At 53.8% G+C, this 24,537-nt stretch carries 19 protein-coding genes; 4 read left to right on the top strand and 15 right to left on the bottom strand.

Annotated elements, in window-relative coordinates; translation table 11 throughout:
* Positions 1–4: 4 nt before the first annotated feature.
* A complete protein-coding gene (locus RDM37_RS02625) occupies positions 5–1,756 on the bottom strand; it encodes a phospho-sugar mutase (protein WP_308554745.1) in 1,752 nt (583 codons plus the stop codon).
* 216 nt (positions 1,757–1,972) lie between these two features.
* On the opposite strand from RDM37_RS02625, the gene RDM37_RS02620 reads away from it, so the two are divergent.
* The 3 genes from RDM37_RS02620 (at position 1,973) to RDM37_RS02610 (ending at position 4,870) form a co-directional block, all read left to right on the top strand.
* Complete coding sequence (locus tag RDM37_RS02620) at positions 1,973–3,409, top strand: PhoH family protein (protein ID WP_308554743.1); 1,437 nt, start codon at positions 1,973–1,975, stop codon at positions 3,407–3,409.
* 61 nt (positions 3,410–3,470) lie between these two features.
* A complete protein-coding gene (gene queF / locus RDM37_RS02615) occupies positions 3,471–3,962 on the top strand; it encodes a preQ(1) synthase (protein WP_308554741.1) in 492 nt (163 codons plus the stop codon).
* Between the two features lie 11 nt (positions 3,963–3,973).
* Entirely contained in the window at positions 3,974–4,870 is an 897-nt protein-coding gene (locus RDM37_RS02610; RefSeq protein ID WP_308554739.1) for a diacylglycerol kinase family lipid kinase, read from the top strand.
* A gap of 544 nt (positions 4,871–5,414) precedes the next feature.
* On the opposite strand, the gene RDM37_RS02605 is transcribed toward RDM37_RS02610, so the two are convergent.
* The 9 genes from RDM37_RS02605 to RDM37_RS02565 form a co-directional block, all read right to left on the bottom strand.
* Positions 5,415–7,067, bottom strand: coding sequence for a hypothetical protein (locus RDM37_RS02605; protein ID WP_308554737.1), 1,653 nt, complete (start codon positions 7,065–7,067; stop codon positions 5,415–5,417).
* A gap of 250 nt (positions 7,068–7,317) precedes the next feature.
* Positions 7,318–9,474: an elongation factor G gene (locus RDM37_RS02600; protein WP_308554735.1), complete on the bottom strand. Its 2,157-nt coding sequence runs from the start codon at positions 9,472–9,474 to the stop codon at positions 7,318–7,320.
* A 308-nt stretch (positions 9,475–9,782) separates the two neighbouring features.
* Positions 9,783–11,444, bottom strand: coding sequence for a DEAD/DEAH box helicase (locus tag RDM37_RS02595; protein WP_308554733.1), 1,662 nt, complete (start codon positions 11,442–11,444; stop codon positions 9,783–9,785).
* A gap of 18 nt (positions 11,445–11,462) precedes the next feature.
* The gene (locus RDM37_RS02590; protein WP_308554731.1) at positions 11,463–12,746 is read right to left on the bottom strand and encodes a 3-phosphoshikimate 1-carboxyvinyltransferase; all 1,284 of its coding nucleotides are present in this window, start codon (positions 12,744–12,746) and stop codon (positions 11,463–11,465) included.
* A 19-nt stretch (positions 12,747–12,765) separates the two neighbouring features.
* The gene (gene fmt / locus RDM37_RS02585) at positions 12,766–13,740 is read right to left on the bottom strand and encodes a methionyl-tRNA formyltransferase (protein WP_308554729.1); all 975 of its coding nucleotides are present in this window, start codon (positions 13,738–13,740) and stop codon (positions 12,766–12,768) included.
* A 6-nt stretch (positions 13,741–13,746) separates the two neighbouring features.
* Entirely contained in the window at positions 13,747–15,543 is a 1,797-nt protein-coding gene (locus tag RDM37_RS02580) for a chloride channel protein (RefSeq protein ID WP_299369863.1), read from the bottom strand.
* Between the two features lie 10 nt (positions 15,544–15,553).
* The gene (locus tag RDM37_RS02575) at positions 15,554–16,939 is read right to left on the bottom strand and encodes an exopolysaccharide biosynthesis polyprenyl glycosylphosphotransferase (protein ID WP_308554727.1); all 1,386 of its coding nucleotides are present in this window, start codon (positions 16,937–16,939) and stop codon (positions 15,554–15,556) included.
* Positions 16,940–17,002: 63 nt separating this feature from the next.
* A complete protein-coding gene (locus RDM37_RS02570; RefSeq protein ID WP_297116361.1) occupies positions 17,003–17,590 on the bottom strand; it encodes an L-threonylcarbamoyladenylate synthase in 588 nt (195 codons plus the stop codon).
* Positions 17,591–18,142: 552 nt separating this feature from the next.
* Entirely contained in the window at positions 18,143–18,286 is a 144-nt protein-coding gene (locus RDM37_RS02565) for a hypothetical protein (protein WP_308554725.1), read from the bottom strand.
* 59 nt (positions 18,287–18,345) lie between these two features.
* Here RDM37_RS02565 and RDM37_RS02560 point away from each other — a divergent pair, with 59 nt between their 5' ends.
* Positions 18,346–18,582, top strand: coding sequence for a hypothetical protein (locus RDM37_RS02560; protein WP_296953297.1), 237 nt, complete (start codon positions 18,346–18,348; stop codon positions 18,580–18,582).
* Between the two features lie 204 nt (positions 18,583–18,786).
* Here RDM37_RS02560 and RDM37_RS02555 read toward each other — a convergent pair whose 3' ends face one another.
* The 5 genes from RDM37_RS02555 to dapA all read right to left on the bottom strand — a co-directional run bounded on the left by RDM37_RS02555 (position 18,787) and on the right by dapA (position 24,532).
* Positions 18,787–20,031, bottom strand: a complete 1,245-nt coding sequence (locus tag RDM37_RS02555; protein ID WP_308554723.1) for a DUF1015 domain-containing protein — start codon at positions 20,029–20,031, stop codon at positions 18,787–18,789.
* A 92-nt stretch (positions 20,032–20,123) separates the two neighbouring features.
* Positions 20,124–21,044, bottom strand: a complete 921-nt coding sequence (locus RDM37_RS02550) for an NAD(P)-dependent oxidoreductase (RefSeq protein WP_308554721.1) — start codon at positions 21,042–21,044, stop codon at positions 20,124–20,126.
* A gap of 107 nt (positions 21,045–21,151) precedes the next feature.
* A complete protein-coding gene (gene serC / locus RDM37_RS02545) occupies positions 21,152–22,234 on the bottom strand; it encodes a 3-phosphoserine/phosphohydroxythreonine transaminase (RefSeq protein WP_004331663.1) in 1,083 nt (360 codons plus the stop codon).
* Positions 22,235–22,475: 241 nt separating this feature from the next.
* Positions 22,476–23,591 carry a DNA replication/repair protein RecF gene (gene recF / locus RDM37_RS02540; RefSeq protein WP_308554719.1) on the bottom strand — a complete coding sequence of 372 codons (1,116 nt, stop codon included), beginning with the start codon at positions 23,589–23,591 and terminating at the stop codon, positions 22,476–22,478.
* Positions 23,588–24,532, bottom strand: coding sequence for a 4-hydroxy-tetrahydrodipicolinate synthase (gene dapA, locus RDM37_RS02535; RefSeq protein WP_308554717.1), 945 nt, complete (start codon positions 24,530–24,532; stop codon positions 23,588–23,590). Before dapA ends, recF begins: the two co-directional genes overlap by 4 nt.
* Positions 24,533–24,537 lie beyond the last annotated feature (5 nt).

Genomic DNA, 24,537 nt, shown 5'->3' with positions numbered 1-24,537 from the left:
GCTCTTAGATGCTTAGCTGCTCACGTATTGCCTTGATGCGGTCGCGGAGTAGCTGCTCAGGATGGTCGCAAGCGGGATCGGAGCCACGCTTGTAGGTGACACCGATGTAGTACTTGATCTTAGGCTCCGTGCCTGAGGGACGTATCGAGAGAACTGTTCCATCGGCCGTGTGGTACTGTAGCACATTGCTGGTCGCAGGCATCTTGATCGGGAAGGTCTCGCCACTCTTGAGGCACTTACCCTCGAGCGACTGATAGTCTAGGATCTTCACCACGGGGCTGCCCGCTAGCTCCTTCATCGGGTTGGAGCGGTAGTCGACCATCATCTGGCTAATCTCCTGAGCACCCTTGATGCCCTTGCGCACTACGCTGATGCCCTGCTCGAGGAAGTAGCCATGTTCGTAGTAGATCTTCTCCAGGAGCATATCAATGGTCAAGCCCTTGTCCAGAGCCCACGCCGTCAGCTCTGCAAAGATAGCGCAAGCCGACACCGAACTCTTGTCTCGTACGAAAGTCTCCCAGAGGTAGCCGTAGCTCTCCTCTCCACCACCTATATAGCGACGCTTGCCCTCCTGCTCACGGATCTCGTTGGCGATCCACTTGAAGCCTGTGTAGCAGTCCATATAGTCCACTCCGTAGTCCTTGGCAATGGCGGGGATTAGCTCCGTAGTCACAATCGTTTTGACCACAAAGTCATCGGGACGTAGGTCGCCCAGCTCCTTGCGGCGAGCTATCGTATAGTAGGTCAGGAGGGCGCAGATCTGGTTACCATTGATCAGGTGCATCTCGCCCTGCTCGTTGCGTACAGCGACACCGATGCGGTCACCGTCAGGGTCACTCGCTAGGACTAGGTCAGCGCCCGTTGCTTCGGCACGCTCTATGGCGAGCTTCATAGCTGCCGGCTCCTCGGGATTCGGTGAGACGACCGTTGGGAAGTTGCCATCGATCACATCTTGCTCAGGTACATGGATGATGTTCTTAAAGCCAAAAGCCTCTAGCGCACGAGGTACGATACGCACGCCAGTACCATGAATGGGTGTGTAGACGATCCCCATATCACGATGACGCTCTACCGACTCAGGCGAGAGCGATAGGGTACAGACGTCATGGATGAAGCGGTCGTCTATCTCGGCACCGATCATCTCGACGAGTGCTGGATTGCCCTGCCACTTCACTTGGTCAATGTCCGTGATACTCTTCACCTCATTGACGATTGCCTTGTCGTGCGGAGCGATGATCTGAGCACCGTCGCTCCAGAAGACCTTATAGCCGTTGTACTCCTTGGGGTTGTGCGAGGCGGTCACCATGACGCCACTCTTACAACCCAGCTGACGGATCGCATAGGAGACCATCGGGGTGGGGCGGAGCGCATCGTAGAGGTAGACCTTGATGCCGTTTGCCGTGAGCACGTCGGCCGTCGTCTGCGCGAAGAAGGGGCTGTTGTTGCGCCCGTCGTAGCCGATAGCTACAGAGATCTCTTCGCCAGCGAAGCACTGCAGGAGGTAGTTAGCCAGTCCCTGGGTAGCCATGCCGACGGTGTATTTGTTCATACGATTGGTGCCAGCGCCCATGATGCCACGCAGACCGCCCGTGCCAAACTCTAGTACTTGGTAGAAAGCCTCCACGAGAGGCGTCTTGTCCTCAGCGGAGAGGAGAGCCTCTACTTGCTGACGTGTCTCACTGTCGAAGGCAGGTGCGAGCCACTGCTTGGCACGCTCTTGTGCTTGTTGTATTAGTTCGGGTGATAAAGTTGCCATAGAATATTCTGTTGTTAGATTGGTTCCTATTCGATAGTACAAACTTACCAAATATATTTCAAACCAGCGACATCTTAGGCTCGCATTCTCAGTAAGAGCCCGCCTATCGGCACAAAAGATTCTCTCTCCTAGATGCTGGCCGTTTGAAGCAAAATAGCTAACTTTGGGACGAGCAAGAGATAAACTTGCGAATATGAACTAGAAAAACAGACCAATATGCCAACAGCTCAAAAGAAGACCTCCTCTGCTACTACAGAGCGAAAGAAGACTACCAACAAGAGTCACTCTAAGACGACGCCCCGCTCCAGTGCTAAGGGCAAGGCTACAAGAGTATCGCACAGTAAGAACTTTGTCCTAGACACCAACGTCATCCTGCACGACTATGAGTGCATCGACAAGTTTGAGGACAACGACATCTATCTCCCCATCGTGGTGCTCGAGGAGCTGGACAAGTTTAAGAAAGGCTCCGATCAGATCAACTTCAACGCACGTGCCTTCGTTCGCAGGCTTGATGAGCTGACGGAAGCTGACTTCTTCGAGCATGGTGCTGACCTAGGAGAGGGGAGAGGACGTCTCTACGTCTATCTAGGCAACAAGCCTCATGAGCGTGTGGCGCATGCCTTTGGGGAAAACATCCCAGACCACAAGATCCTGAGTGCCACATTGCACATCGCTGAAGAAAATGAGGGGGAGCAGACGATCCTCGTGAGCAAGGACATCAACCTCCGTATGAAGGCTAAGTCGCTCGGCATCCCTGTCGAGGATTACTTCAACGATAAGGTGCAGACCTTCGACCTCTTTGAGGAGGCTCAGCCAGTCTTCGAGGGGATCGATGCAGAGCTTATCAATCGTCTCTATGACAGTGAGCAGGGAGTAGCACTTGACGAGTTTGAGTTTGGCAGCAAGATACAACCCAATGAGTGCTTCGTCCTCAAGAGTGACCAGAGCAGTGTGCTGGCGCGCTACAATCCCTTTGAGGCGATGGTGCGACGGGTAGATAAGTTCACCCACATGGGCATCACGCCGAGAAATGCGGAGCAAGCTTTTGCCTTTGACGTGCTGATGGACCCCAACGTGCTCCTCGTGGCACTCTCGGGCAAGGCTGGTACAGGTAAGACGCTCCTAGCACTCGCCGCTGCTCTCGATCAGGCAGATCGCTATGGACAGATCATGCTGGCGCGTCCTATCGTGGCGCTCTCCAATAAGGACCTCGGTGCTCTGCCTGGTACGGAGCAGGAGAAGATACGTCCCTATATGCAGCCTCTCTTTGACAACCTGAATGTGATCAAGTCACAGTTTAAGGGCGGTAAGCAGCAGGCGCAGCTGGAGAAGCTACAGCAGGACAATAAGCTCATCATCGAGGCTCTGGCCTATCTGCGTGGTCGCAGTCTGGCGGACGCTATCGTGATCGTCGATGAGGCGCAAAACCTAACTCCGAACGAGGTCAAGACGATCATCACACGTGCTGGTGAGGGGACGAAGATGATCTTCTGCGGTGACGTGGAGCAGATCGATTCGCTCTATCTAGACAGCCAGAGCAATGGTCTCGCCTATATGATTGATAAGATGCGTGGCGAGACGCTCTTCGCACACGTTAACCTGATCAAGGGTGAGCGCAGCGAGCTGAGTGAGCTGGCCTCGCACCTACTCTAATGCTATAGAGACTAGTGCTACTAGAGCTTAGTAGCACTAGTCCAATACCCTAAATTGTAACATGAAAGAAACTACATCTCACTCCACGGCTCGTGACGGAGCTGTCGAGGGGCTATCCCTCCTAGGTAATAAGCGCACCGTCTACGCACAGGACTACGATCCGAGTGTGCTAGAGGCTTTTGAGAATAGGCATCAAGACCGAGACTACCGCGTACGCTTCGAGTGCCCTGAGTTTACAGCGCTCTGTCCTATCACCGGGCAGCCAGACTTCGCCACTATATATATAGAGTATGTCCCAGACATGCGTATGGTCGAGAGCAAGAGCCTCAAGCTCTATCTCTTTAGCTTTCGCTCGCATGGTGCCTTTCATGAGGATTGTGTCAACATCATCATGGATGACCTGATCCGTCTGATGGACCCGAAGTATATCGAGGTGACGGGCGACTTCTCGCCACGAGGCGGCATTAGCATTGTGCCTTTTTGCAATTATGGCCGTCCAGGCACGCCCTACGAGTCGTATGCTCGTGAGCGTATGCTGGCCTTCCACCACTAGAGACTGGTCGTATGCTAAGCTCTCAAAAGAAGTATCTCGTCATCATCAATCCTATCTCTGGCACCTCTAGGAAGACGAGCCTGCCAGAGCTCGCATTTAACATGCTCTCGGACAATGACAGTGAGCTATACTTCGTCTATACCAACAGAGAGGGACATGCCGATCGCATCATCAAGGATATAGCTGGTCAAGGGTTTGACACGGTTATCGCGATCGGTGGAGATGGTACGATCAATGAGGTAGCCGATGCGGTGCGCACGACAGAGATGTCTCTCGGCATCGTCCCGATGGGGTCGGGCAATGGGTTGGCGCGCTCGCTAGACATACCGCTAGACCCCGAAGCAGCCCTAGAGGTTATTCGCCGAGGGTATACCAAGCGTATCGACTGCTGCGAGGCCGATGGGGTTCCCTTTTTCGTGACCTTCGGCGTGGGCTTTGATGCTCAGGTGACCGCGAGCTACGACCAGAAGAGCTTCCGGGGGCCACTCTCCTACGTCCTCTCGACGGTCGATCAGTTTATCAAGCACAAGTCCTCGCTTTATCGCCTTCATCTCAATGGTGAGGTGATCGAGCAGAAAGCCTTCCTCGTGACCTGCGCTAATGCGGATCAGTATGGCAATAATGCGATCATCGCCCCAGAGGCTGAGCTGGACGACGGGCTCTTTGACGTGGTGGTCATCCGCAATATGTCGCTCCTAAAAGCTCCGCAGGTGGCGATCAACCTCTTTACTAAAAACATCAACGAGAGTGCTTCCATCGACATCTATCGCACCGATCACCTCATCATAGAGCGTGAGAAGGAGGACTATGCGCAGGTCGATGGTGAGCTCATCGAGCTGGGGCGTCGCATCGAGATCACGATCCAAAAGCAGCAACTGCCCATCTTAGTCCCGCAGCCCAAAAGCTAGACTAATAGCTAGCCCCAAGCACTATACCTATCTTTCGCTGTCTAGCTGGGGCGTGTAAACGTCTCAACAGAGGTCAGCTCCCTTTCCTCTGTTGGAACGAAACATTTCCACCGTTGGAAAAGAAACTTTCCAGCGTTGGAAATTTATTTTTCCTCCCTTGGAAAGTAAAGTTTCCTCCCTTGGAAAATTATTTTTCCAAGCTTGGAAGCATTTTGGAAAGTTAACAAACGGAGACTGTTGCAAAAGTCAACAGTCTCCCAATCTTGCTGGCAAGATTGTCTAGACTTTGCAGAAAGGATGAAGCGCAAGGCGCTGAGGGTGAGGTCTGAAGGGAGCATACTTACGTATGTGACCGAAGCCGAATCCCGAAAGCAACGCAGCGATTCGCCTTTATGCAACAGTCTCAAACGGAGTGACTGATAGGGGGGGGGGAGTGACTTAGAGAGATGGCAAGATAAAACAAGAGCCTGCCCGCTGATTAGCGAGTAGGCTCTTGCTCTGTTTAGTACGTTGGGCGTGTCGCACAGGGGCGACAGGCTCCTGCTTAGTGACGTAAGTAGCGTGTGTTCAGGCGGATCTGCTTGCCCGCTTTGGGCTTGTACTCATCACCAGGCCAGAAGCTAGCGATGAGGAAGCTGCTATCTTTCATCTTATAGACGTGGAGGGAAACATTGTGCTCAGCGTTGTAGTAAAACCAGTACCAGTACTCAGTACCCGAGGTTCTCTTTTCCGTTCCAGTGTATTGGTAGCCCGCCTTCTCGAGAGCAGCCTTGAGCTCCTTGTCGATGCCCGTCTTAAACTGCCTAGCGTGATTGATGGCTAGTCCACCATTATCATAGACGTGCATCGTAGCCTCGGTGGCATTGTAAGAGGGGTAGTAGTAATAGCCATTGATGGCAGCAGTTCTATCCTTAAAGGGATCTTTGATCATAACCTGAAGGTTGGTCATACTATAGTCTATCTTGCCATCATCGCCTTTTTCAGGAGCGTTGTAGGTGACATTCTCTCCCTTAGCCATCTCACTGGTGTAGATAGAGCCTGCGGGTGTCCCTGGGGTAGGCACGTCAGCGGGGTTAAACTTCTCGCCAAAGTTGTAGGAGGGGAAGATGCTGGTGTCCTCTACGGGATCAGGCGTGGGTGCCTTCTCCTTGGCAGAAAAACTAAAGGCGATACCCTGACCACCCTCCATGATGAGGAGCGTGTAGTAGTCGTTTTCGCTGGTGAAGGTCTTGTCGCTAATGTCTGACTTCTGAGGCTTGCTAAAGCCGTTGCTTACAAACCACTCGGCTACCTCGGCATTGTTCTCTACCATATCTAGGGTGAGTGCATAGCTGAGTGCTAGGATACCAGGCTTGTAGGTGTCACCCTTGGAGGTGTAGCCCTGTGGGTAGTAAGCGACTAGGTCGAAGTTGCCCTTCTTCTTGTCCTTCGTGATGAAGTTGGCACGCTTGGGATCACTCTGCGCCTTCTCCTGTCTGAGTCCTAGAGCGGCCTCATACTTGCGGATCTCATCTAGAGAGGTATCCTCAGCCTTCTTACTAGCGAAGGGGAAGTCCTTGAGACTCTTGTCGAAGTATCCCGTAGGGACCGATCCTGGCATAGGCAGGAAGGAGAGCTGAGCATATCCAGCCTGATCTTTGCTCTGAGAGACCCCTACGATAAGGTTACCCCTGCGGTACATAGGCGTCTTGCTGGAGCTGTCGTCCATCGCCTCAAAGCCATCATTGATGGTCATGATGTCAAACTCTCTTCTGATCTCGCCCTGCTCATTGTAGACAAGCTTCTTGTCCAGGAGTACGGTCGAGATCTGTAGTCTACTCTTGCCAGCATCTCCGATGAGATAGATGCGCAGCGGTTGCTTGCCACTCTTGTCCTGAGTGTTGAAGACGTAATTCTTGACCTGCTGCCCCTTAAAGTCAGCAACCACCTCTTTCTGTAGCATGGCTCCGTGAGCAGCCTCCCACTTCTTGAGGGGTAGCTCACCCTCCATAAAATCTACGAAGGGGATCGGCAGATGCTTCAGATTGCCATCTGCATCTAGCTCGTAGATAGGGGTGTACTCGCCGATGGGGATGTTTTTTGTGGTATCCTCTCCATTGCCTGGATTAGGTAGGGGGGCAGGCTTATTACAACTAACTATGGCTAAGCTAGTCGCTAGGAGGAGGTATAGTAGCCTCTGGATTTGTTTGATGTTCATTGTTAATTTGTTTAGTCCGTAATTAGTGTGGTGGAGAGCTTAATCTAGTGATCAAGTACCCGATCATTACAAAGGTACATAAATTAGGTGACTAGTCCGTCGGTCAATCAGATCCCCACGTGGGTATCGTCTCTTCATCTCGTTTGACTAAAACACGCCATCCTCCCGAGGACATACAGAGAGAGCGGCCTCAAGTCGTCGTGACCTGAGACCGCTCTTAGAACTTAGTAGGGTAGCGGGGTGCTGTCTGTTACTCCTCCTCGCTCTCCTCTGCGTAGGCCTTCAGGAGTGCCTCCTGTACATCTGACGGTACGAGCTCGTAAGCGTCAAACTTCATGACAAACGAGGCGCGTCCACCCGTCAGCGAACTGAGCGAAGTAGCGTAGTCGCTCATCTCCTTGAGAGGCACCTTGGCAGAGAGCTGCTCGTAGTTGCCATCGCTACTCATACCCATGATCAGTGCACGGCGTCCCTGCAGGTCGCTCATCACATCACCGAGGTAGTCTGCGGGCACGGTCACATTGACGCTGTAGATAGGCTCGAGGATCTTAGGACCAGCATTGCGGAAGGCCTCGCTAAAGGCGTTGCGCCCAGCCAGCATGAACGAGATCTCATTGCTGTCTACGGGGTGCATCTTACCATCGTAAACGATCACACGCACGTCACGAGCATAAGAGCCAGTCAACGGGCCACGCTCCATGCGCTCCATGATACCCTTGAGGATCGCTGGCATGAAGCGGTTGTCGATGGCGCCACCTACGACACTATTGACGAAGACTAGCTTGCCACCCCAGTTTAGTTCGACAGTCTGGGTGTCACGAGCCGTGATCTTGAACTCCTGATTGTTAAAGCGGAAGACGCTCGGTAGCTCCTTGCCCTCCTCGTAAGGCTCGACAATTAGATGCACCTCGCCAAACTGCCCAGCACCGCCCGACTGCTTCTTGTGACGGTAGTCAGCGCGTGCTGCCTTCGTGATGGTCTCACGGTAGGGGATGCGTGGCTCCTCAAAGGTGACGGGGATCTTGTCATTGTTCTCCAGTCGCCACTTGAGCGTACGTAGGTGAAACTCTCCCTGACCGGACACAATCAGCTGGCGTAGCTCCTTGCTCTGCTGAGCGATCCATGTGGGATCCTCCTCCTGCATACGGCTGAGTGACTCGCTCAGTTTCTCAGCATCAGCACCATTGACTGGAGCGATAGCACGACGGTACTTGGGAGCAGGGTACTCGATATCAGGGAACTGGTAGTCCACGCCCTTGTCATTGAGGGTGGCTCCACGACGTACATCCTTGAGCTTTACGGCTGCGCCAAAGTCTCCAGCGACGAGCTGGCTCACTTTCTCCTTTTGCGATCCAGCGACCACATTGATCTGACCGAGGCGCTCCTTAGAGCCGTTCTTAGCATTGGTCAGGTCCATACCCTCCTTGAGTGTACCGCTCATGACCTTGAAGTAAGAGACCTCACCGATATGAGGCTCCACGGTACTCTTGAAGAAGTAGAGACTCACGGGAGCTGTAGCATCAGGTGCTACCTCTACGCCCTCTGTCGTGACGGGTAGCGCAGACTCCGTAACGCGAGGCGCTACATCGCCCAGGAAGGTCATCGTACGACGTACGCCCATATCCTTGAGTGCGCTGACGCAGAAGACGGGGTACATATCGCCAAGGACGATACCCTTGCGCATGCCCTGTACGATCTCCTCCTCGTCGAGCGACCCCTTCTCAAAGAAAGTCTCCATCAGATGCTCCTCATGCTCAGCAGCTGACTCAATGAGTGCTTGGCGTAGCTCCTCAGCGCGTGCTTGCTGATCTGCAGGTATCTCGAGCTCTTCGGGAGCACCGCCCTCGGGCTTCCATTGGTACATCTTCATATTGAGCACATCGACCACCTGGTGGAAGTCAGGGCCCTCCTGTACGGGGTACTGTATGACGACCACCTTGCCACCGTAGCGCGCTTTGAGCCCAGCTACTGTGCTGTCGTAGTCTGCCTTGTCGCTATCCAGCTGATTGATCGTAAAGAGCACAGGCTTATGCAGTTGCTCTATGATACGCATCTGGTTGATCAGGCCGACCTCGACGCCCTCCTTGGCATTGACCACAGCTAGAGCCGAGTCAGTCACATGGAGTGCAGCGACAGTGCCACCTACGAAGTCATCGGAGCCTGCACAGTCGATGAAGTTGAGCTTGCGGTTAGCAAACTCGACACTAAATAGGGTGGAGAAAACGGTATAGCCATACTCCTTCTCTACGGGAAAGTAGTCGCACACAGTGTTTTGTGCCTCGATAGTCCCGCGGCGCTTGATGACGCCACTCTCAAAGAGCATAGCCTCGGCAAGAGTTGTCTTGCCGCTACCCGAGCCGCCGATGACGGCGATGTTTCGAATGTCTGATGTCTGATACAATTGCATAGCCTGTTATATTAGAGTGAATAATTTGTTTGCAACCTCCTAGACGTCGCTACCTAACGCAGCGATCGTCTTTGTAAGCTTAGCGGATATGCTACTCAGATGTGGACGAAAGTAGGGGTTCCTGATGCTTTGTTTCTCCCCTTACTTAGGCTTACTTGACTAGCCTCTCACCAAACTTGTCGCAAGGTAGCAAATAATTCACAATTTTGCAATACCTAAAAGGTGCCTCAGCGTGGAAAAGAGGGAGTCTGGTGACTCTTATGGCTATGCTTTTAGTGAGAGCGGGCAGTCTACAGGCTCGTGGGTTTTTACCGATCCTTCTGAATGGTGACACGGATGGGGCGGCCGTTGTACTCCTCCTCGCTAAGGGCTGCTGCGACGGTCTCGGCCCATTCGCTGGCCACCTCAAAGTAGCTGTAGCTGAGACTGAGGTCTATCTTGCCGATGGTGATCTTATAGGGGAGCGTACGGTTGATCAACTCTAAGAGACGGTTCGGATAGAGCTTGTCGCGCTTGCCGAGGTTGATCCGTAGCGAAGTCATGGGCGGTAGGTCGGTGCGGCTACGCTTTTTGGGTGCTTTGCGATGCTCTTCGTGGGAACCTTTTGTCCTATACTTAGGCTCTTCGGAGGCCAGCTCTTGAGCCGAGAGGTCGGGTGTATTGGCGTAGTAGCGCATGATGCGGTCCGCCTCCAGCGTGAGCACACGACGTATGATCTCCTCAGGAGGAAGCCAGGCGAGCTTCTGCACGATCGCATTGAGCAGCTCATCGTACTGGGTGCCATGCTCGTTGCTGTCGGCATACTCAATCTTGGTCGCTAGGGCGAAGAGTTGCTTCTTGCAAATCTCCTGACCAGAGGGGAGGGGCATCGACTCAATACGAATGCCAGCGTGCTGCTCGATGATGCGTATCTGCTTGCTGTCGCGTAGATGGCAGATGGCTATCGAGAGACCCGTCTTGCCGGCACGAGCGGTGCGTCCGCTGCGGTGTGTGTAGCTGTCGGGATCGGCGGGCAGGCCATAGTGAAGCACATGAGTCACATCGTCGACATCGAGTCCACGTGCTGCCACGTCGGTCGCAACGAGTAGCTGCAGGTTGCGTATGCGGAAGCGGTTCATCACCATATCCCGCTGCGCTTGGCTCAGGTCGCCATGTAGCGCATCGGCATTGTACCCATCTCGTATGAGCCACTCGGCTATCTCCTTGGTCTCGGCACGGGTACGACAGAAGATGATTCCGTAGATATTGGGGTAGTAGTCGACAACACGCTTCAGTGCGGCGTACTTGTGCCGTGCTGGGACCGCCACGTAGAGATGCTTGATGTCCGCATTCGCTTTATTGAGCGCACCTATCTGCACCTCGTTGGCATTGCTGATATAGTTGTCGGCTATCTCCCGCACCTCTCGGCTCATGGTGGCGGAAAAGAGCCAATGCTCCACCTGCTGCGGTACCGCCTGCAGAATCTCCTGCAGATCTCGCTGGAAGCCCATATCAAGCATCACATCGGCTTCGTCGAGGACGACGACCGAGACTTTGCGCAGCTTGAGAGCTTTGCGCCGGAGCAGGTCGCAGAGTCTGCCAGGAGTGGCTACTATAATATGGTATCCCTTGGCGAGCTGACGGATCTGCTCCTCGATGGAGGCACCGCCGTAGAGTGCTAGGATTTGGCGAACGTAGGTGTACTTAGCCAAGGCGACTAAGTCGCTCTGCACCTGTATTGCCAGCTCTCGTGTTGGCGTGAGGATGAGTCCACAGGGTGAGGAGCCTTTTGCCTGGATGATGCGCTCTAAGAGGGGCAGTCCGTAGGCTGCGGTCTTGCCCGAGCCGGTCTTGGAGAGCGCGATCAGATCCCCTCGATGAGTGGATAGGTATGGGATGACCTCCTGCTGTACAGGCATCGGCTCGGAGAAGCCTAGGTCGGTGGTGGCACGAAGGAGTTCGGGCGAAAGGTCTAGTGTGTCAAAGGTCATAGTGAAGGGGATTCGTGCTCATATATATAAAGGTGTCTCGATGACCTCGCAGAGCTTGCGAAGGTCTCGCCAGAAAGTGGGGTAGCTCTTGTCCACCGCCTGCGGAGTCTCGATCTGTAGCTGGTGATACCAGGCGAAAGGAGCCCATGCCATCACCATACGATGGTCAGCATCTGTAGCAATGGATACTGGGGTGTGAACGGAGCTTGGTGCGCTGCCGGCTAAGCAAAAGCCTCTCTTCGTATCGTAGGTGAGCTGATAACCGAGCTGCTCGCCATTGCGCAGGATGAGGGCGATGCGGTCGCTCTCTTTGAGCCGTAGGAGGTCTAGTCCACGGAGCTGCGCTTTCTTCTGATAGTAGAGCAGTAGCGCAATGAGTGTGGGGGCGAAGTCGGGATTGTTTGACAGCGAAAGGCTCCCGAAGGTTAGCTTACGCAGATGCTTCTGCAGTAGCTCGCTGTCAAGGCAAAGGGTGTCGTCGCCTGCGCTTAGCCAGTTGGGGAATATCTGTAGCAGTTCTAAGGCACGGGCATCAGGTTGCAAGCTCTGCGCTGGGACGTTGGTCAACAAGAGCTGGCAGGGGCGTGGCACCATAAGTGCCCACTGGAGGGGATACTGTGCCGAGGACCAGTCACCGATGGGGTGCGAGAGTAGGCGTGTGAGCGTTGCCTCGCAGTAGGCTCCTGGAGCGACATAGATCCCATGGCGATCTACTGAGAGGTCGATACCGCACGCCTGCATCAGGGAGCAGGTCAACTGGATGTAAGAGGCACTGGGGAGCTGGTCATCTTGCCAGCGAAGGGCTAGTCCGTGGGGCAGATAGGGAGCAATGAGGAGTAGCGCGGTGACCGTTTGGCTGCTCTCTAATCCGCTCGGCAGGATTAGCGTGGGGAGTCCTTTCTGCTGCAGGCTCATAGGACGAATGCGAACCAGTGGGTAGAGCCCTTCGACAGGCTCTTGGGACGATGGTTGGGCGAGGTTGGCTCCGAGCTGCGTGAGTAGTGCGATGAGCTGTGCCACTGGTCGCTCCGTCATACGACGAACTGGCGAGACCAGCAGAATCTCTCGCTCTGTGGTCAAAGCGAAGAGCGCCGTCAAGAGGCGCATAGCCGTACCCGAAGCCCCTACGGATATGCGCTCCTCGCTACTCCCCGAGGCGTGCAACATCACCGCCAAGTCTTCGCAGAGGTCTAGCTGATGCCACAGCGAGGGGATGGGCCGATGCGCCAGTCGTGCCATCACAAAGAGCCGGTTGTAGAGACTCTTCGAGGGGGGCAGGGTGATAGATAGCTGTGGGGTCACTTTGCTTGTATGGAAGTGGCTAGACGAAGCGAACCTCCTCGACAGAGACTTTGAGTCCGTTGAGCCAGTCACGTGCCGAGAGCAGTTTCTTGCCCTGAGGCTTTAGCTGCTCGATGAGGAGGAGTCCATCGCCACACTGCACGGCTAGCTGATCTTTGCGAGGCGAGAGGCACTCTCCCACGGGTCGCTCGTCCGCTTCCTGCTGCGGAAGCGTGGTCGCGTAGATCTTGACGAGAAGTGGCTCTTCGTTGGGAAGCTCTAGCATCGTCCAGGCACCAGGCTGAGGTGCCAAGCCACGTACCAGGTTGTGTATCTCGTGCGCTGACTGGTGCCAGTCGATGCGTGTATTCTCCTTCGTGAGCTTAGGTGCAGGGCGCAGGTCGGGACGCTCCACTTGCGGCAGTGCTTGTGGGTAGCTACCTTCGTGTTGCGTCAGTAGACTCAAGCCGTGAGCTAGGAGTTCAGCACCCAGAGCCATCAGTTTGTCGTAAAGCGTACCAAAGTTGTCCTCTGGCTCGATCGGACAAGCCGAAGCGGCAATGATATCTCCCGTGTCGATCTCGTGACGTAGCTGAAAGAGGGTCACGCCTGTCTCCCGCTCGCCATTGATGAGTGCCCAATTGATCGGAGCGGCGCCACGATACTGCGGGAGTAGCGAGCCATGTATATTGACCGTCCCCCACGGGGGCAGGCTCCACACCTCACGAGGTAGCATGCGGAAGGCGACCACCACGCCGAGCGTTGGCTTTAGCTCCGTGAGTTGCTGGACGAAAGCTTCGTCTCGTAGGTTTGTCGGCTGTAATATAGGTAGTCCGAGCTTGGTCGCACAGACCTTGACCGCCGAGGGCTGTAGGCGATGTCCACGACCCGCAGGCTTGTCGGGAGCCGTGACGACAGCGACAATAGGGTAGCCCTCGTCAACGAGACGCTCTAGGCACGCCGTCGCAAAGGGAGCGGTGCCGTAAAAGATGATGCGGACTTGATCTTTCTTCATAGCTGTTTATTCGTCAGGTGAGAGGACGTTGAGCACCTCTCGGTAGGTGTTGAATATCTTAGACTTAGAGACATAGCCGAGGTACTGCCCCTCGGGCGTTACGACGGGGAGGTTCCAGGCTTTGGTCTGGTCAAAGAGGTGCATGATATGATCCATGTGCATATCGCTCTGGATGCGGGCTGGCGGGGAGACCATAATACGATCCACCTTGTAGCGGTCGTACAGCTCAGGGCGAAACATGATATTGCGTATATCATCGAGCGAGACCACGCCGAGGAGCTTGTCTGTCTCACGCTCCACCACGGGAAAGAGATTGCGCTTCGCACGTCCCACCACCTGAACCAGCTCGCCGAGCGTCATGTCGGGGTAGACCTTATCGAAGTCTGTCTCGATCACATTATCGATGCTCATCACTGTGAGCACCGCTTGATCCTTGCTGTGAGTCATCAGCTTGCCCTGCTGTGCTAGACGTAGGGAGTAGATGCTGTGAGGCATGAAGATGCGGATCGTCCCGTAGGAGCAGATAGCGACGAGCATAAGTGGCAGAAGGAGGTTGTAGCCACCCGTCAGCTCAGCGATGAGGAAGGTGCCCGTCAGCGGCGCATGCATCACGCCCGCCATCACGCCCGCCATACCCATGAGGACAAAGTTCTTTTGCGGTAGGTAGACCTCAATGAATGGGAAGAAGTTTAGCGCATAGGCAAAGACAAAGCCACACAAGCCCCCCACGAAGAGGCTAGGCGCAAAGAGTCCGCCACACCCGCCACCGCTATTGGTCGCTACAGAGGCAAAGACTTTCACCAGCATCGTGCAGAGGAGGAAGGCGAAGATGACCCAGTAGTTACTCCCGAAGGAGGCGAAGATACTATTGTCCGTCACGGAGCTGTACTGTCCCGTCATCAGGTCGCTGAGCGTGTTGTAACCCTCACCAAAGAGCGGAGGGAAGAGGAAGATAGCCACACTGAGGATCAGCATCGAGATGCCGTAACGCTTGAGGAAGTTGCTGCGCTTCTTGAGCCAACTCTCCAGTGCAAACATCACCTTGGAGAAGTAGAGCGAGGTGAAGCCGCAGGCGATACCGAGCAGGATCACGTAGGGGATGCGCTCTGCCGTGAAAGGGTCGCTTTGGTAAAAGGAAAACATCGCCTGCTGTCCCGTCAGCAGATAAGCCATCGTAGCCGATGTAACGGAGCTAATCAGTAGCGGTAGCACACTGCTCAGTGTCAAGTCGAGGAGTAGCACCTCCACTACAAAGACCAAGCCCGCAATGGGTGCCTTAAAGATCCCCGCAATAGCACCCGCCGCACCGCACCCCACGAGGAGCATCAGCTGACGCTGCTCCAGCTTGAAGAGCCGTCCCGTATTGCTCCCGATGGCGGCTCCCGTCATCACGATAGGCGACTCGGCACCGACCGATCCACCGAAGCCGATAGTGATCGAACTAGCTAGGAGCGATGACCAGGTGTTGTGTGGCTTGATACGACTCTTGCGTTGCGACATAGCGCCCAGCACCTTCGTCACACCATGGCTTATGTCGTCACGGATGAAGAGCTTGACCACGCCCGCCGTCAGCAAGACGCCAATAGGAGGCAGGATCAGGTACCACACATTAGCCTGACGTATAGCGGGCATCAGGAGATGCTGTATCGTGCCGATTAATTGTTTGAGCGCAAAGGCAGCCAGAGCCGTGAAGATACCGATGATGAAAGATAGAATCAGTACGAAGATGCGCTCACTGATGTGAGCCTCGCGCCATAGGATGAAGCGTTGTAGTAGTGAAATGCGTGTAGTCGTAGTCGTCATCGTAGCCGTGTTACTTTCCTTTTCCCTTGATAATAGTGCCCACCGTGCAGAGCAGCACCGCTAGGTCAAGCTTGATCGACATGTGCTCGTAGTAGAGCCAGTCATAGTATAGTCGCTCGACCATCTCATCGACCGTCGAGGCGTAGCCGTACCGCACCATACCCCACGACGTGATGCCCGGCCGTAGCTGGTGTAGCAGGTAGTAGTAGGGTGCCCGCTCGAGGATCTGCTTGATGTAGTAAGCGCGCTCGGGGCGAGGCCCTACGATAGACATATCTCCTCGCAATACATTGTAAAACTGGGGTAGCTCGTCCAGTCTGTACTTGCGCAATTTGGCGCCCAGTGGTGTGACCCGCTTGTCTCCCTCGTGGCTAAGCTGGGGACCCGCAGCCTCTGCGTCCGTGTACATCGTGCGAAACTTATAAATCCAAAAAGGCTTCCCGCCGCGTCCCACACGCTCCTGACGATAAAAGACAGGTCCCTCCGAAGAGCGCCGAACCAAGACAGCCAGCACCGCAAAGAGAGGGGACAAGAGTAGCAGCAGGAGAAGCGATACGAGACGGTCGAAAAGCCACTTCACATTTTGCTCCATCTCGCTCATCTGTGTCTGCGTCACATCGTGCAGTGGTAGCCCACGGAGCGTGCGCGCTTGTAGCGAGGAGCGTACCCCCATCACCCCCTCTAGGTATATCTTAATTGGGAGCTTGCAACGATACAGCTCGTAGAGCAGATGCGTAGCTCGTAGCGTGTCCGCCTCATTGGCCACCATATAGACTGCCTCGATCGCCTGCACCTCTAGTATCGTCTGCACCTGCTCTAGTGTGACAGGCTCAGATCCAAAGGGGAGCTGCGCCACAGCGTGGTAATGCATCTCCATACGCACCGCTTGCAACTTGTCGATCACTTCGGGCGAGCCAATGAGTAGGATCTGTGGCCAATGCTCTGGCATGCGGTCATACCTGATCTGCTGCAAAGTAATCGTCAGGCGACCCGCATAGATGAGGAGGAAGTGCGTCAGATAGAGTAGGGCGAAGAGGAGCAGATGCGCACTGCGCCCATCGATTACGTCGTCCACGACAAGGAAGAGGTACTCGATGACCACCCCCACGAAGACACTCCCAGCCGTCAGGAAGAACTCGTCGATGCGGCTCTTCGCTAATACCTTATTATAGTACCCAGAGAGCGTCAGGAAGCCCATCCAGAAGAGCACCACCACGAGCGTCACCCAGTACATCTTCGTGTTGAAGAGGAAGAGCGACAGCTCGCCAAAGGTCGCGCTCTGATCCTCGACCACGTAGCGCACCACGTTGAAGAGCGTCGTCGCCAGCAGCACCGCCACAAGGTCAGAGACGATGTAGCGCAGACGTACCGTAGCTTGTCGAGACTTCTTGCTCATAGATCGGGCCGTGTTTAGGAGCCTCTAAATTGGCATTTAGTGGCTTCTAACCAATCTTATTACTTAGCGAATGACCCGCACCTCATTATTGAGCCCCAGCTTGATAATATCTGAGGGCATGCCATCGATATGCTCATCTTGGCGTAGCGGGACCACATAGTCGACCATCTTGATCAGTGCTGGATCAATCTCCGAATAGTTGTGTGGCGAACTAGTCCCCGCCAGATTGGCCGAGGTGGAGACGAGTGGTCGGCGTAGCATGCGACAGATCTCCTGACAGAGCGTATCACTAGCGATACGTATCCCGATCGAGCCATCGTCTGCCAGTAGTTGTGGCGCCACATTGCGTCCCTCGGGGTAGATAATGGTGAGCGGGCGCACAGCCACATCGATCAATTGGTAGGCCATCGATGGCACCGTGCGCACGTATGATGGTATCCGCATGTCGCTATCGACCAGCATCAGCATCGGCTTGCCCGTGGGGCGACCCTTAAGTGCCGAGAGGCGATCCACCGCCTCCTCATTGGTTGCATCGCATCCCAAGCCCCAGATCGTGTCGGTCGGGTAAAGGATGATACCACCACGCTGTAATATATCGACCGCCTCATGCGCTGCGGCTAGAGTCTCAGGAGAAGGAGATACTTGATTCATAAAGCTATCTAGAGAGGTAAATGTCTCCACGACATTGCGGAGACTTCTAGCACAAAGGTACGAAATCAGACGGGATACCGCTAGAGAAATCAGTGCCACACGTATGGCACTCCAGTTTCCTACCTATGAAACTCTAGTTTCCTACCTATGAAACTCTAGTTTCTTACCTATGAAACTCCAGTTTCACCCGTATGAAACTCCAGTGCCAATAGGGGTTGGCACTCCAGTTTCACCTAGGTGGCACTGATAGTTACGTTGATTTGTCGATAAAGGTTGTCACTACAATGACAAAGACTCCGAGGAAAAGCAAAACATCCACGTGGATATCCTTTATTCTCCACGTGGACGCAAATCATTTCTTCCGAAGTTCCATTTCATTCCTCCGAAGTTTTATTTCTTGCCTACGTGGAGATTAACGATTTCCTACGTAGGAACTAAAAAGTTCCTTCCTTGGAACCGAAAAGTTCCTCCGTAGGAACTAAAGAGTTCCTCCGTAGGAACTAAAAAGTTCCAAAAGGGGAATTACTTTTGGAACTCATATACGCAACGAAATCAGTACGATAGCGTGATGACTTCTGTAGGGACAGGGCGTCCATACAGGGGGGGGGATTCTGTGAAGTCGGGCAGGTCAATGCCCCAGTCGTCGAGCTGTGCTATGGGTAGCTCGGTGTAGTGTGGTGCGTTGTTGTCGTTCATGGTGTTGTATTATTGGTTGTTAGTTTGTACCTTTGGTGTGCAATCAATCCAATTACCTTATGTGCAACTTAGATTACGTTTACGAACAGCTCACGGCTGGTCGTGATGCTTATATCATTGACTACGCCTCTGATCTTGCTGTACACTATTCTCCAAAGTTTGGCGATGAAGTTGAGGGAAAGGGTGCAAGGAGTGCTGGAGGTGTGACGGTGATGTGTCCACAAAGTGATGAGTTGTTGTTTGAGTGTACCCTTGCAGGAGAAATCGTATCCAAAGAAGAATATGACTGCTTCTAGTCTTGGAAGTGTGCATAGTACTCGATAGATTTCCGTTTTAACTCTTCGTACCCGAGACTTGTACCTCGTAGCCGAGGACGAAGTCTAGCTCGAAGGTGTCAGAAGGGAGATAAGCCTAAAGAATAAGACTCGAAACGCAAAAGAAAAGGGGACTGCGCCGCAAAAGGTACAGTCCCCTTAATCGTATATAGATGTGTTTGTGCTTTAGCTGAGCTCGTGGATGACGATACCGGAGCGGAGCTTAGGCTCGAACCATGTGGTCTTAGGTGGCATGATGTTGCCCGTGTCAGCGATGTCCATGATCTGCTTCATCGTGACGGGGTAGAGGGCTAGTGCGACCTTCATCTCGCCTGAGTCGACACGCTTTTTGAGCTCGCCGAGACCGCGGATACCACCGACGAAGTCGATGCGCTTGTCACTACGTAGATCCTTGATGCCGAGGATCTCATCGAGGATGTGATTCGACGAGATGGTGACGTCTAGGATGCCGATAGGATCGTTGTCATCGTAGGTGCCTGGCTTAGCGGTGAGCGAGTACCAGTTGCCATCGAGGTAGAGTGCGAAGTTGTGCAGCTTAGCGGGCTTATAGATATCTGTACCCTTCTTCTCGACGACGAAGTTCTTCTCGAGCTTCTTGAGGAACTCCTCGCTGGTGAGCCCGTTGAGGTCCTTGACGACACGGTTGTAATCGATGACGGTGAGCTGGTTTGCGGGGAAAGCGACAGCCATAAAGTAGTTGTACTCCTCATCACCACGGTGATTGGGGTTTTGCTTAGCCTTCTCAGCACCTACGAGCGCGGCAGCAGCGCTACGGTGGTGACCGTCAGCGATGTAGAGTGCAGGCATCTCGCCAAATAGCTCGGTGATGCGCTTGATATCCTGATCGTTGTCGATGATCCAGAACTGATGCTGGAAGGTATCGTTGGCGACGAAGTCGTAGACAGGCTTCTCGGCGGTGTACTTAGCGACGATCTTGTCCAGCTCAGCATTGTCAGGGTAAGCGAAGAAGACCGGCTCGATGTTCGCATTGTTGATGCGAACGTGCTTCATACGATCCTCCTCCTTGTCACGACGTGTGAGCTCGTGCTTCTTGATGACACCGTTGAGGTAGTCCTTGACGTAAGCACCGATGACGAGACCATACTGTGTCTTGCCGTTCATCGTCTGAGCATAGACGTAGTAGCACTCCTTGTCGTCCTGTACGAGCCAGCCCTCCTTCTTGAAGTGCTGGTACTGCTTGACAGCCTCGTCGTAGACCTTGGGATCGTGCTCGTCGGTGCCTGCGGGGAAGTTGATCTCTGGCTTGATAATGTGATAGAGAGACATGGGGTTGCCCTCAGCCTCCTTGCGAGCCTCGTCAGAGTTTAGCACGTCGTAGGGACGAGAGTTGACCTTCTCAACAAGGTTTTGAGGTGGTCTGTATCCTTTGAATGGTTTGATTATAGCCATAATAGAGAGTCTTTGTAGGGTGAGAATGAAAAGAAAGAGAGACTTCGGTCCCCTCAAGTTGAGGGGACCAAAGTCTCTAAGTCATTTAGAGATTAGTTGACGCGGAAAGTCTCGCAACCATCCTTGATGAAGCCAACGATCTGGTTAGCAGCAGCTAGGCCAGCGTTGATGTTTGCCTCAGCCGTCTGAGCACCCATCTTCTTAGCGGTAGCTAGGTAGCGATCCTGTAGCTCTTTCTGGTACTCCTCGTGCATGTCAGGCTGGATGTCGGTAGCGTAGCGTACGTCTGTGCGCTCCTTGAGAGCTGCTAGGAAGCACTCCTCGTCGATGATCTCCTTACGAGCCGTATTGACGATGACACCACCCTTAGGCATCATCTTGACATACTTGCCGTTGATGCTCTTGACAGTCTCAGCGGTCTTAGGCGTATTGAGCGATACGATGTCGCACTGCTTAAAGAGGTCCTCCTGGCTGCAGTAGGTGAGCCCGAGCTCCTTCTCCTCAGCTGCATCGAGGCGGTGACGCTTGTTGTAGTAAACCTCCATGCCAAAGCCCTGAGCGATCTTAGCGAGGCAGCGACCGATGTGTCCGAAGCCTTGGATACCGAGCTTCTTGCCCTTGAGCTCAGAGCCAGACTTGCCGTTGAAGTGGTTGCGCACCATAGCGAGCATGAGCGCAAAAGCGAGCTCAGCGACAGCGTTGGAGTTCTGTCCGGGGGTGTTCATGACGCAGACGTTGTGCTTGGTAGCAGCCTCTAGGTCTACGTTGTCATAGCCAGCACCAGCGCGTACGACGATCTTGAGGTTCTTAGCAGCCTCAAAGACGTCAGCCTGGATTTTGTCGCTACGTACGATGATAGCGTCTACATCCTTGACAGCATCGAGGAGCTGCTGACGCTCTGTATATTTCTCTAGGAGTACTAGCTCAAAGCCAGCACCCTCTACAATCTTGCGAATGCCATCTACAGCGACTGGTGCAAAGGGCTTCTCAGTTGCGATAAGTACTTTAGTCATAGTAATTGAGTGATATCTTTATTTAGGAGCCTACCCCGTAGACCCCCTATTGGTGTGAGGTGCTGCGGGGTAGGACAGATAGAGTTATGTAAGTGATGAGAGAGATATTAGTGCTTCTTCTCGAAGTCTTGCATAGCCTTGATCAGAGCCTGTACGCTCTCCATCTCGAGGCCGTTGTAGAGAGATGCACGGAAGCCACCTACAGAGCGGTGACCCTTGATACCTACCATACCACGCTCGGTAGCGAAGTTGAAGAAGTCATCCTGCAGCTCTGCATACTCATCGTTGAGGACGAAGCATACGTTCATGCGAGAGCGATCCTCAGCCTCGACAGTACCACGGAAGAGCTTGTTGCGGTCGATCTCTGTGTAGAGAGCGTCAGCCTTCTCCTTAGCACGCTGCTCCATAGCCTTGACACCGCCCATCTCCTTGTACCACTTCATGGTCTGGAGGCAAGTGTAGATAGGTAGGACAGGAGGCGTATTGAACATAGAGCCCTTCTTGACGTGCGTCTGGTAGTCGAGCATCGTAGGTAGTGGACGATCGATCTTGCCTAGCGCATCCTTGCGGATGACTACGAAGGTCGTACCAGCAGGACCCATATTCTTCTGAGCACCACCATAGATACAGTCGTACTTGCTGACGTCTACTGGACGAGAGAAGATATCACTACTCATATCGGCAACAAGAGGTACCTTGCAGTCGAAGTCCTTGCGGATCTCTGTACCGTAGATGGTATTGTTGGAGGTGTAGTGGAAGTAGTCCACATCCTCGGGGATGGTGAAGTTCTTAGGAATGTAGGTGAAGTTCTTGTCCTCTGAAGAAGCGACAACAACTGTCTCCGTACCGAAGACCTTGTCTACGAAGCCTGCCTGCTTGATAGCGTTAGTAGACCACGTACCCGTGTTGAGGTAAGCTGCTTTCTTGCCCATGAGGTTGAGCGGTACCATGTAGAACTGGAGGCTAGCACCACCACCGAGGAAGAGTACCTCGTAACCCTCGGGGATGTCTAGTAGCTCCTTAAAGGTAGCTACGGCCTCGTCCATTACAGCTTGGAATTGCTTGCTGCGGTGAGAGATCTCAAGGAGTGAGAGATCCATGTCAGCAAAGTTCAGCACCGCATCAGCAGTGCGCTCGATCACGCCACGGTTTAGTACCGAGGGACCAGCATAGAAGTTGTGCTTTTTCATCTTACTATATTTATTGTTTTGGGATTATATGCTTGTCTATCTAGGCAATGGGCGGTCGCTGTGACCTCCTTTTGCTTTACGTTAGAAGGGACAAAGGGAAAGCTTTTTAGAGTCTCCTCTCTTTGCCCCTACAAAGATACGGAATTAAAGTGGAGAAACAAACTATTTCCACAAGACTTTGCGCTAAAGTTCTCTTTTCGAACTGAAAAGTGCCCCGTCAGATCTCTTTCTCAGCAGTTTATTACCCAGCTGTGACTTCTGTCGGAGAGCCTTCTTGGATTTGGAAGAGGCGGTAGGGGACTTGCTTCGAGGAGATGATTTCATCGAGGTACTTGCGGTTCGTGTCGGTGATAAAGATCTGCCCGAAGGTGTCCGTAGCGACGAGCTCGATGATGCGCTCCACGCGGTCACTGTCTAGCTTGTCAAAGATATCATCGAGGAGCAGTAGGGGAGCGGTCTGATTGGTCAGATGCTGCTGCAGATAGCGGTACTCGGCTAGCTTGTAGGCGATGAGGTAAGTCTTGTTTTGACCTTCGGAGCCTATCTTGCGCATGAGGTTCTCGCCGAGGAGCATCTCAAAGTCATCTCTGTGGCAACCGGTCGCCGTGAAGCCATACTCGTAGTCTCGTTGACGACGGTCTCGTAGTATGCGCAGCTGCTCCTCGGTGGTGCTGGCACTGCCGGCACTAAAGGATAGGACGGCACGCTCTACACCCGCAGCGAGATGCTGATAGATCTGATCGAAGGTGGGGACGAGCTCCTCGACATAAGCTTGTCGCATCGTCGTGACCGCTAGTCCCGTCGTCGCTAAGGTCTCCTCGAGGATATCCATCAGAGCTGGCTCGTGGATCTGGTTGCGCAGCATATTGTTGCGCTGGTCGAGTGCTCTATTGTAGTTGATCAAGTTCGCCAGATAGGTCGCATCTTGCTGTGAGAGAATACGATCCACAGAGCGTCTGCGCTCGTCGCTTCCTCCACGTATGAGTCTCTGATCGTGTGGCGAGATGATAACCAGAGGGTAGCGCCCTATGTGGTCGCTGTGACGCTTGTAGAGACGACCATTGCGAGAGAGTTGCTTGCTCCGCTCAGTGGAGATGCGCAGGCTGATCTTGTCCTCCTGCCCATCGTCCCATAGGTACTCACCCTGGATGATCGCCTCCTGTGCCCCCTGGCGTATGGCGTAGCGATCGGTCGTGCCTAGATGCCCACGCACCACCGAGAGGTAGTGGATAGCATCTAGGAGATTGGTCTTGCCCATGCCATTGCCTCCGAAGAAGCAGTTGAGCTTGGGAGCAAAGTGACAGTTTGCCGTAGCGACATTCTTAAAGTTGATGACACTCAGCGAGCTTAGTATCATAGTCGAGGCTCTATTCCTAACTCCTGCATGGGTGCGAGTAGCTCTTCGTGTGCCGCACGTAGTCGGCTCGTGAGTTGCTTCGTAGCGTGGCAGAGTGGCAGGCGCACCGCACAGGTTTCTATGAGCTGAATGGTGTGTAGCAGCCCTTTGATGCCAACGGGATTGCCCTCCTTAAAGAGCAATTGATACATCTCCGCAAAGAGTGCATCAATCGCATCCGCCCGCTCCCGTTGCTCTGTAATCAGAGCCGAGACGAGTGCTTTGATCGCTTGCGGATAAGCGTTTGCTACGACTGAGACGACTCCATCGCCTCCTGTACGGATGATATCTTTCGTCAGGTGATCATCGCCTGAGTAGACCAGCAGGTCAGGACGGCATAGCTCACGAATCTCTCCGATTCGCTCTACATGTCCCGAAGCCTCCTTGATGCCGATGATCTTTGTCGAGTCACGCTGCAGCCGTGCCACAGTATCGGGCAGCAGGTCGCAACCCGTACGCGAGGGAATGTTGTACAGTATGATCGGCTTCTTGCTCGCCTCCGCAACAGCCATAAAGTGGAGGTATAGTCCCTCCTGCGTCGGCTTATTATAGTAAGGTACTACCGAGAGGATCGCATCGACATTGTCATAGATCGGGTCGCTCATACGCTGGCACAGGTCCTGCGTGTTGTTGCTCCCGACACCGATCACCAGCGGACAGCGACCATCGATGGCTCGTCGCACCACATCGATCAGTAGCAGTCGCTCAGGATAAACGACCGTAGGCGACTCGCCCGTAGTGCCGAGCAGCACCACAAAGTCGCACCCGCCTGAGACCACATGCTCCGTCAGACGGCTCAGCGAAGCCGAGTCCACCTGCCCATTCTCCAGAAATGGAGTAATCAACGCCACGCCAGCACCCGTCAGATGGCGATAAGGATGGTAAGTGTATTTGTCGTACATATATA

The organism is uncultured Porphyromonas sp. (assembly GCF_902489635.1).
Taxonomy (GTDB): domain Bacteria; phylum Bacteroidota; class Bacteroidia; order Bacteroidales; family Porphyromonadaceae; genus Porphyromonas.
This window is presented reverse-complemented; position numbering and strand designations above follow the sequence as displayed.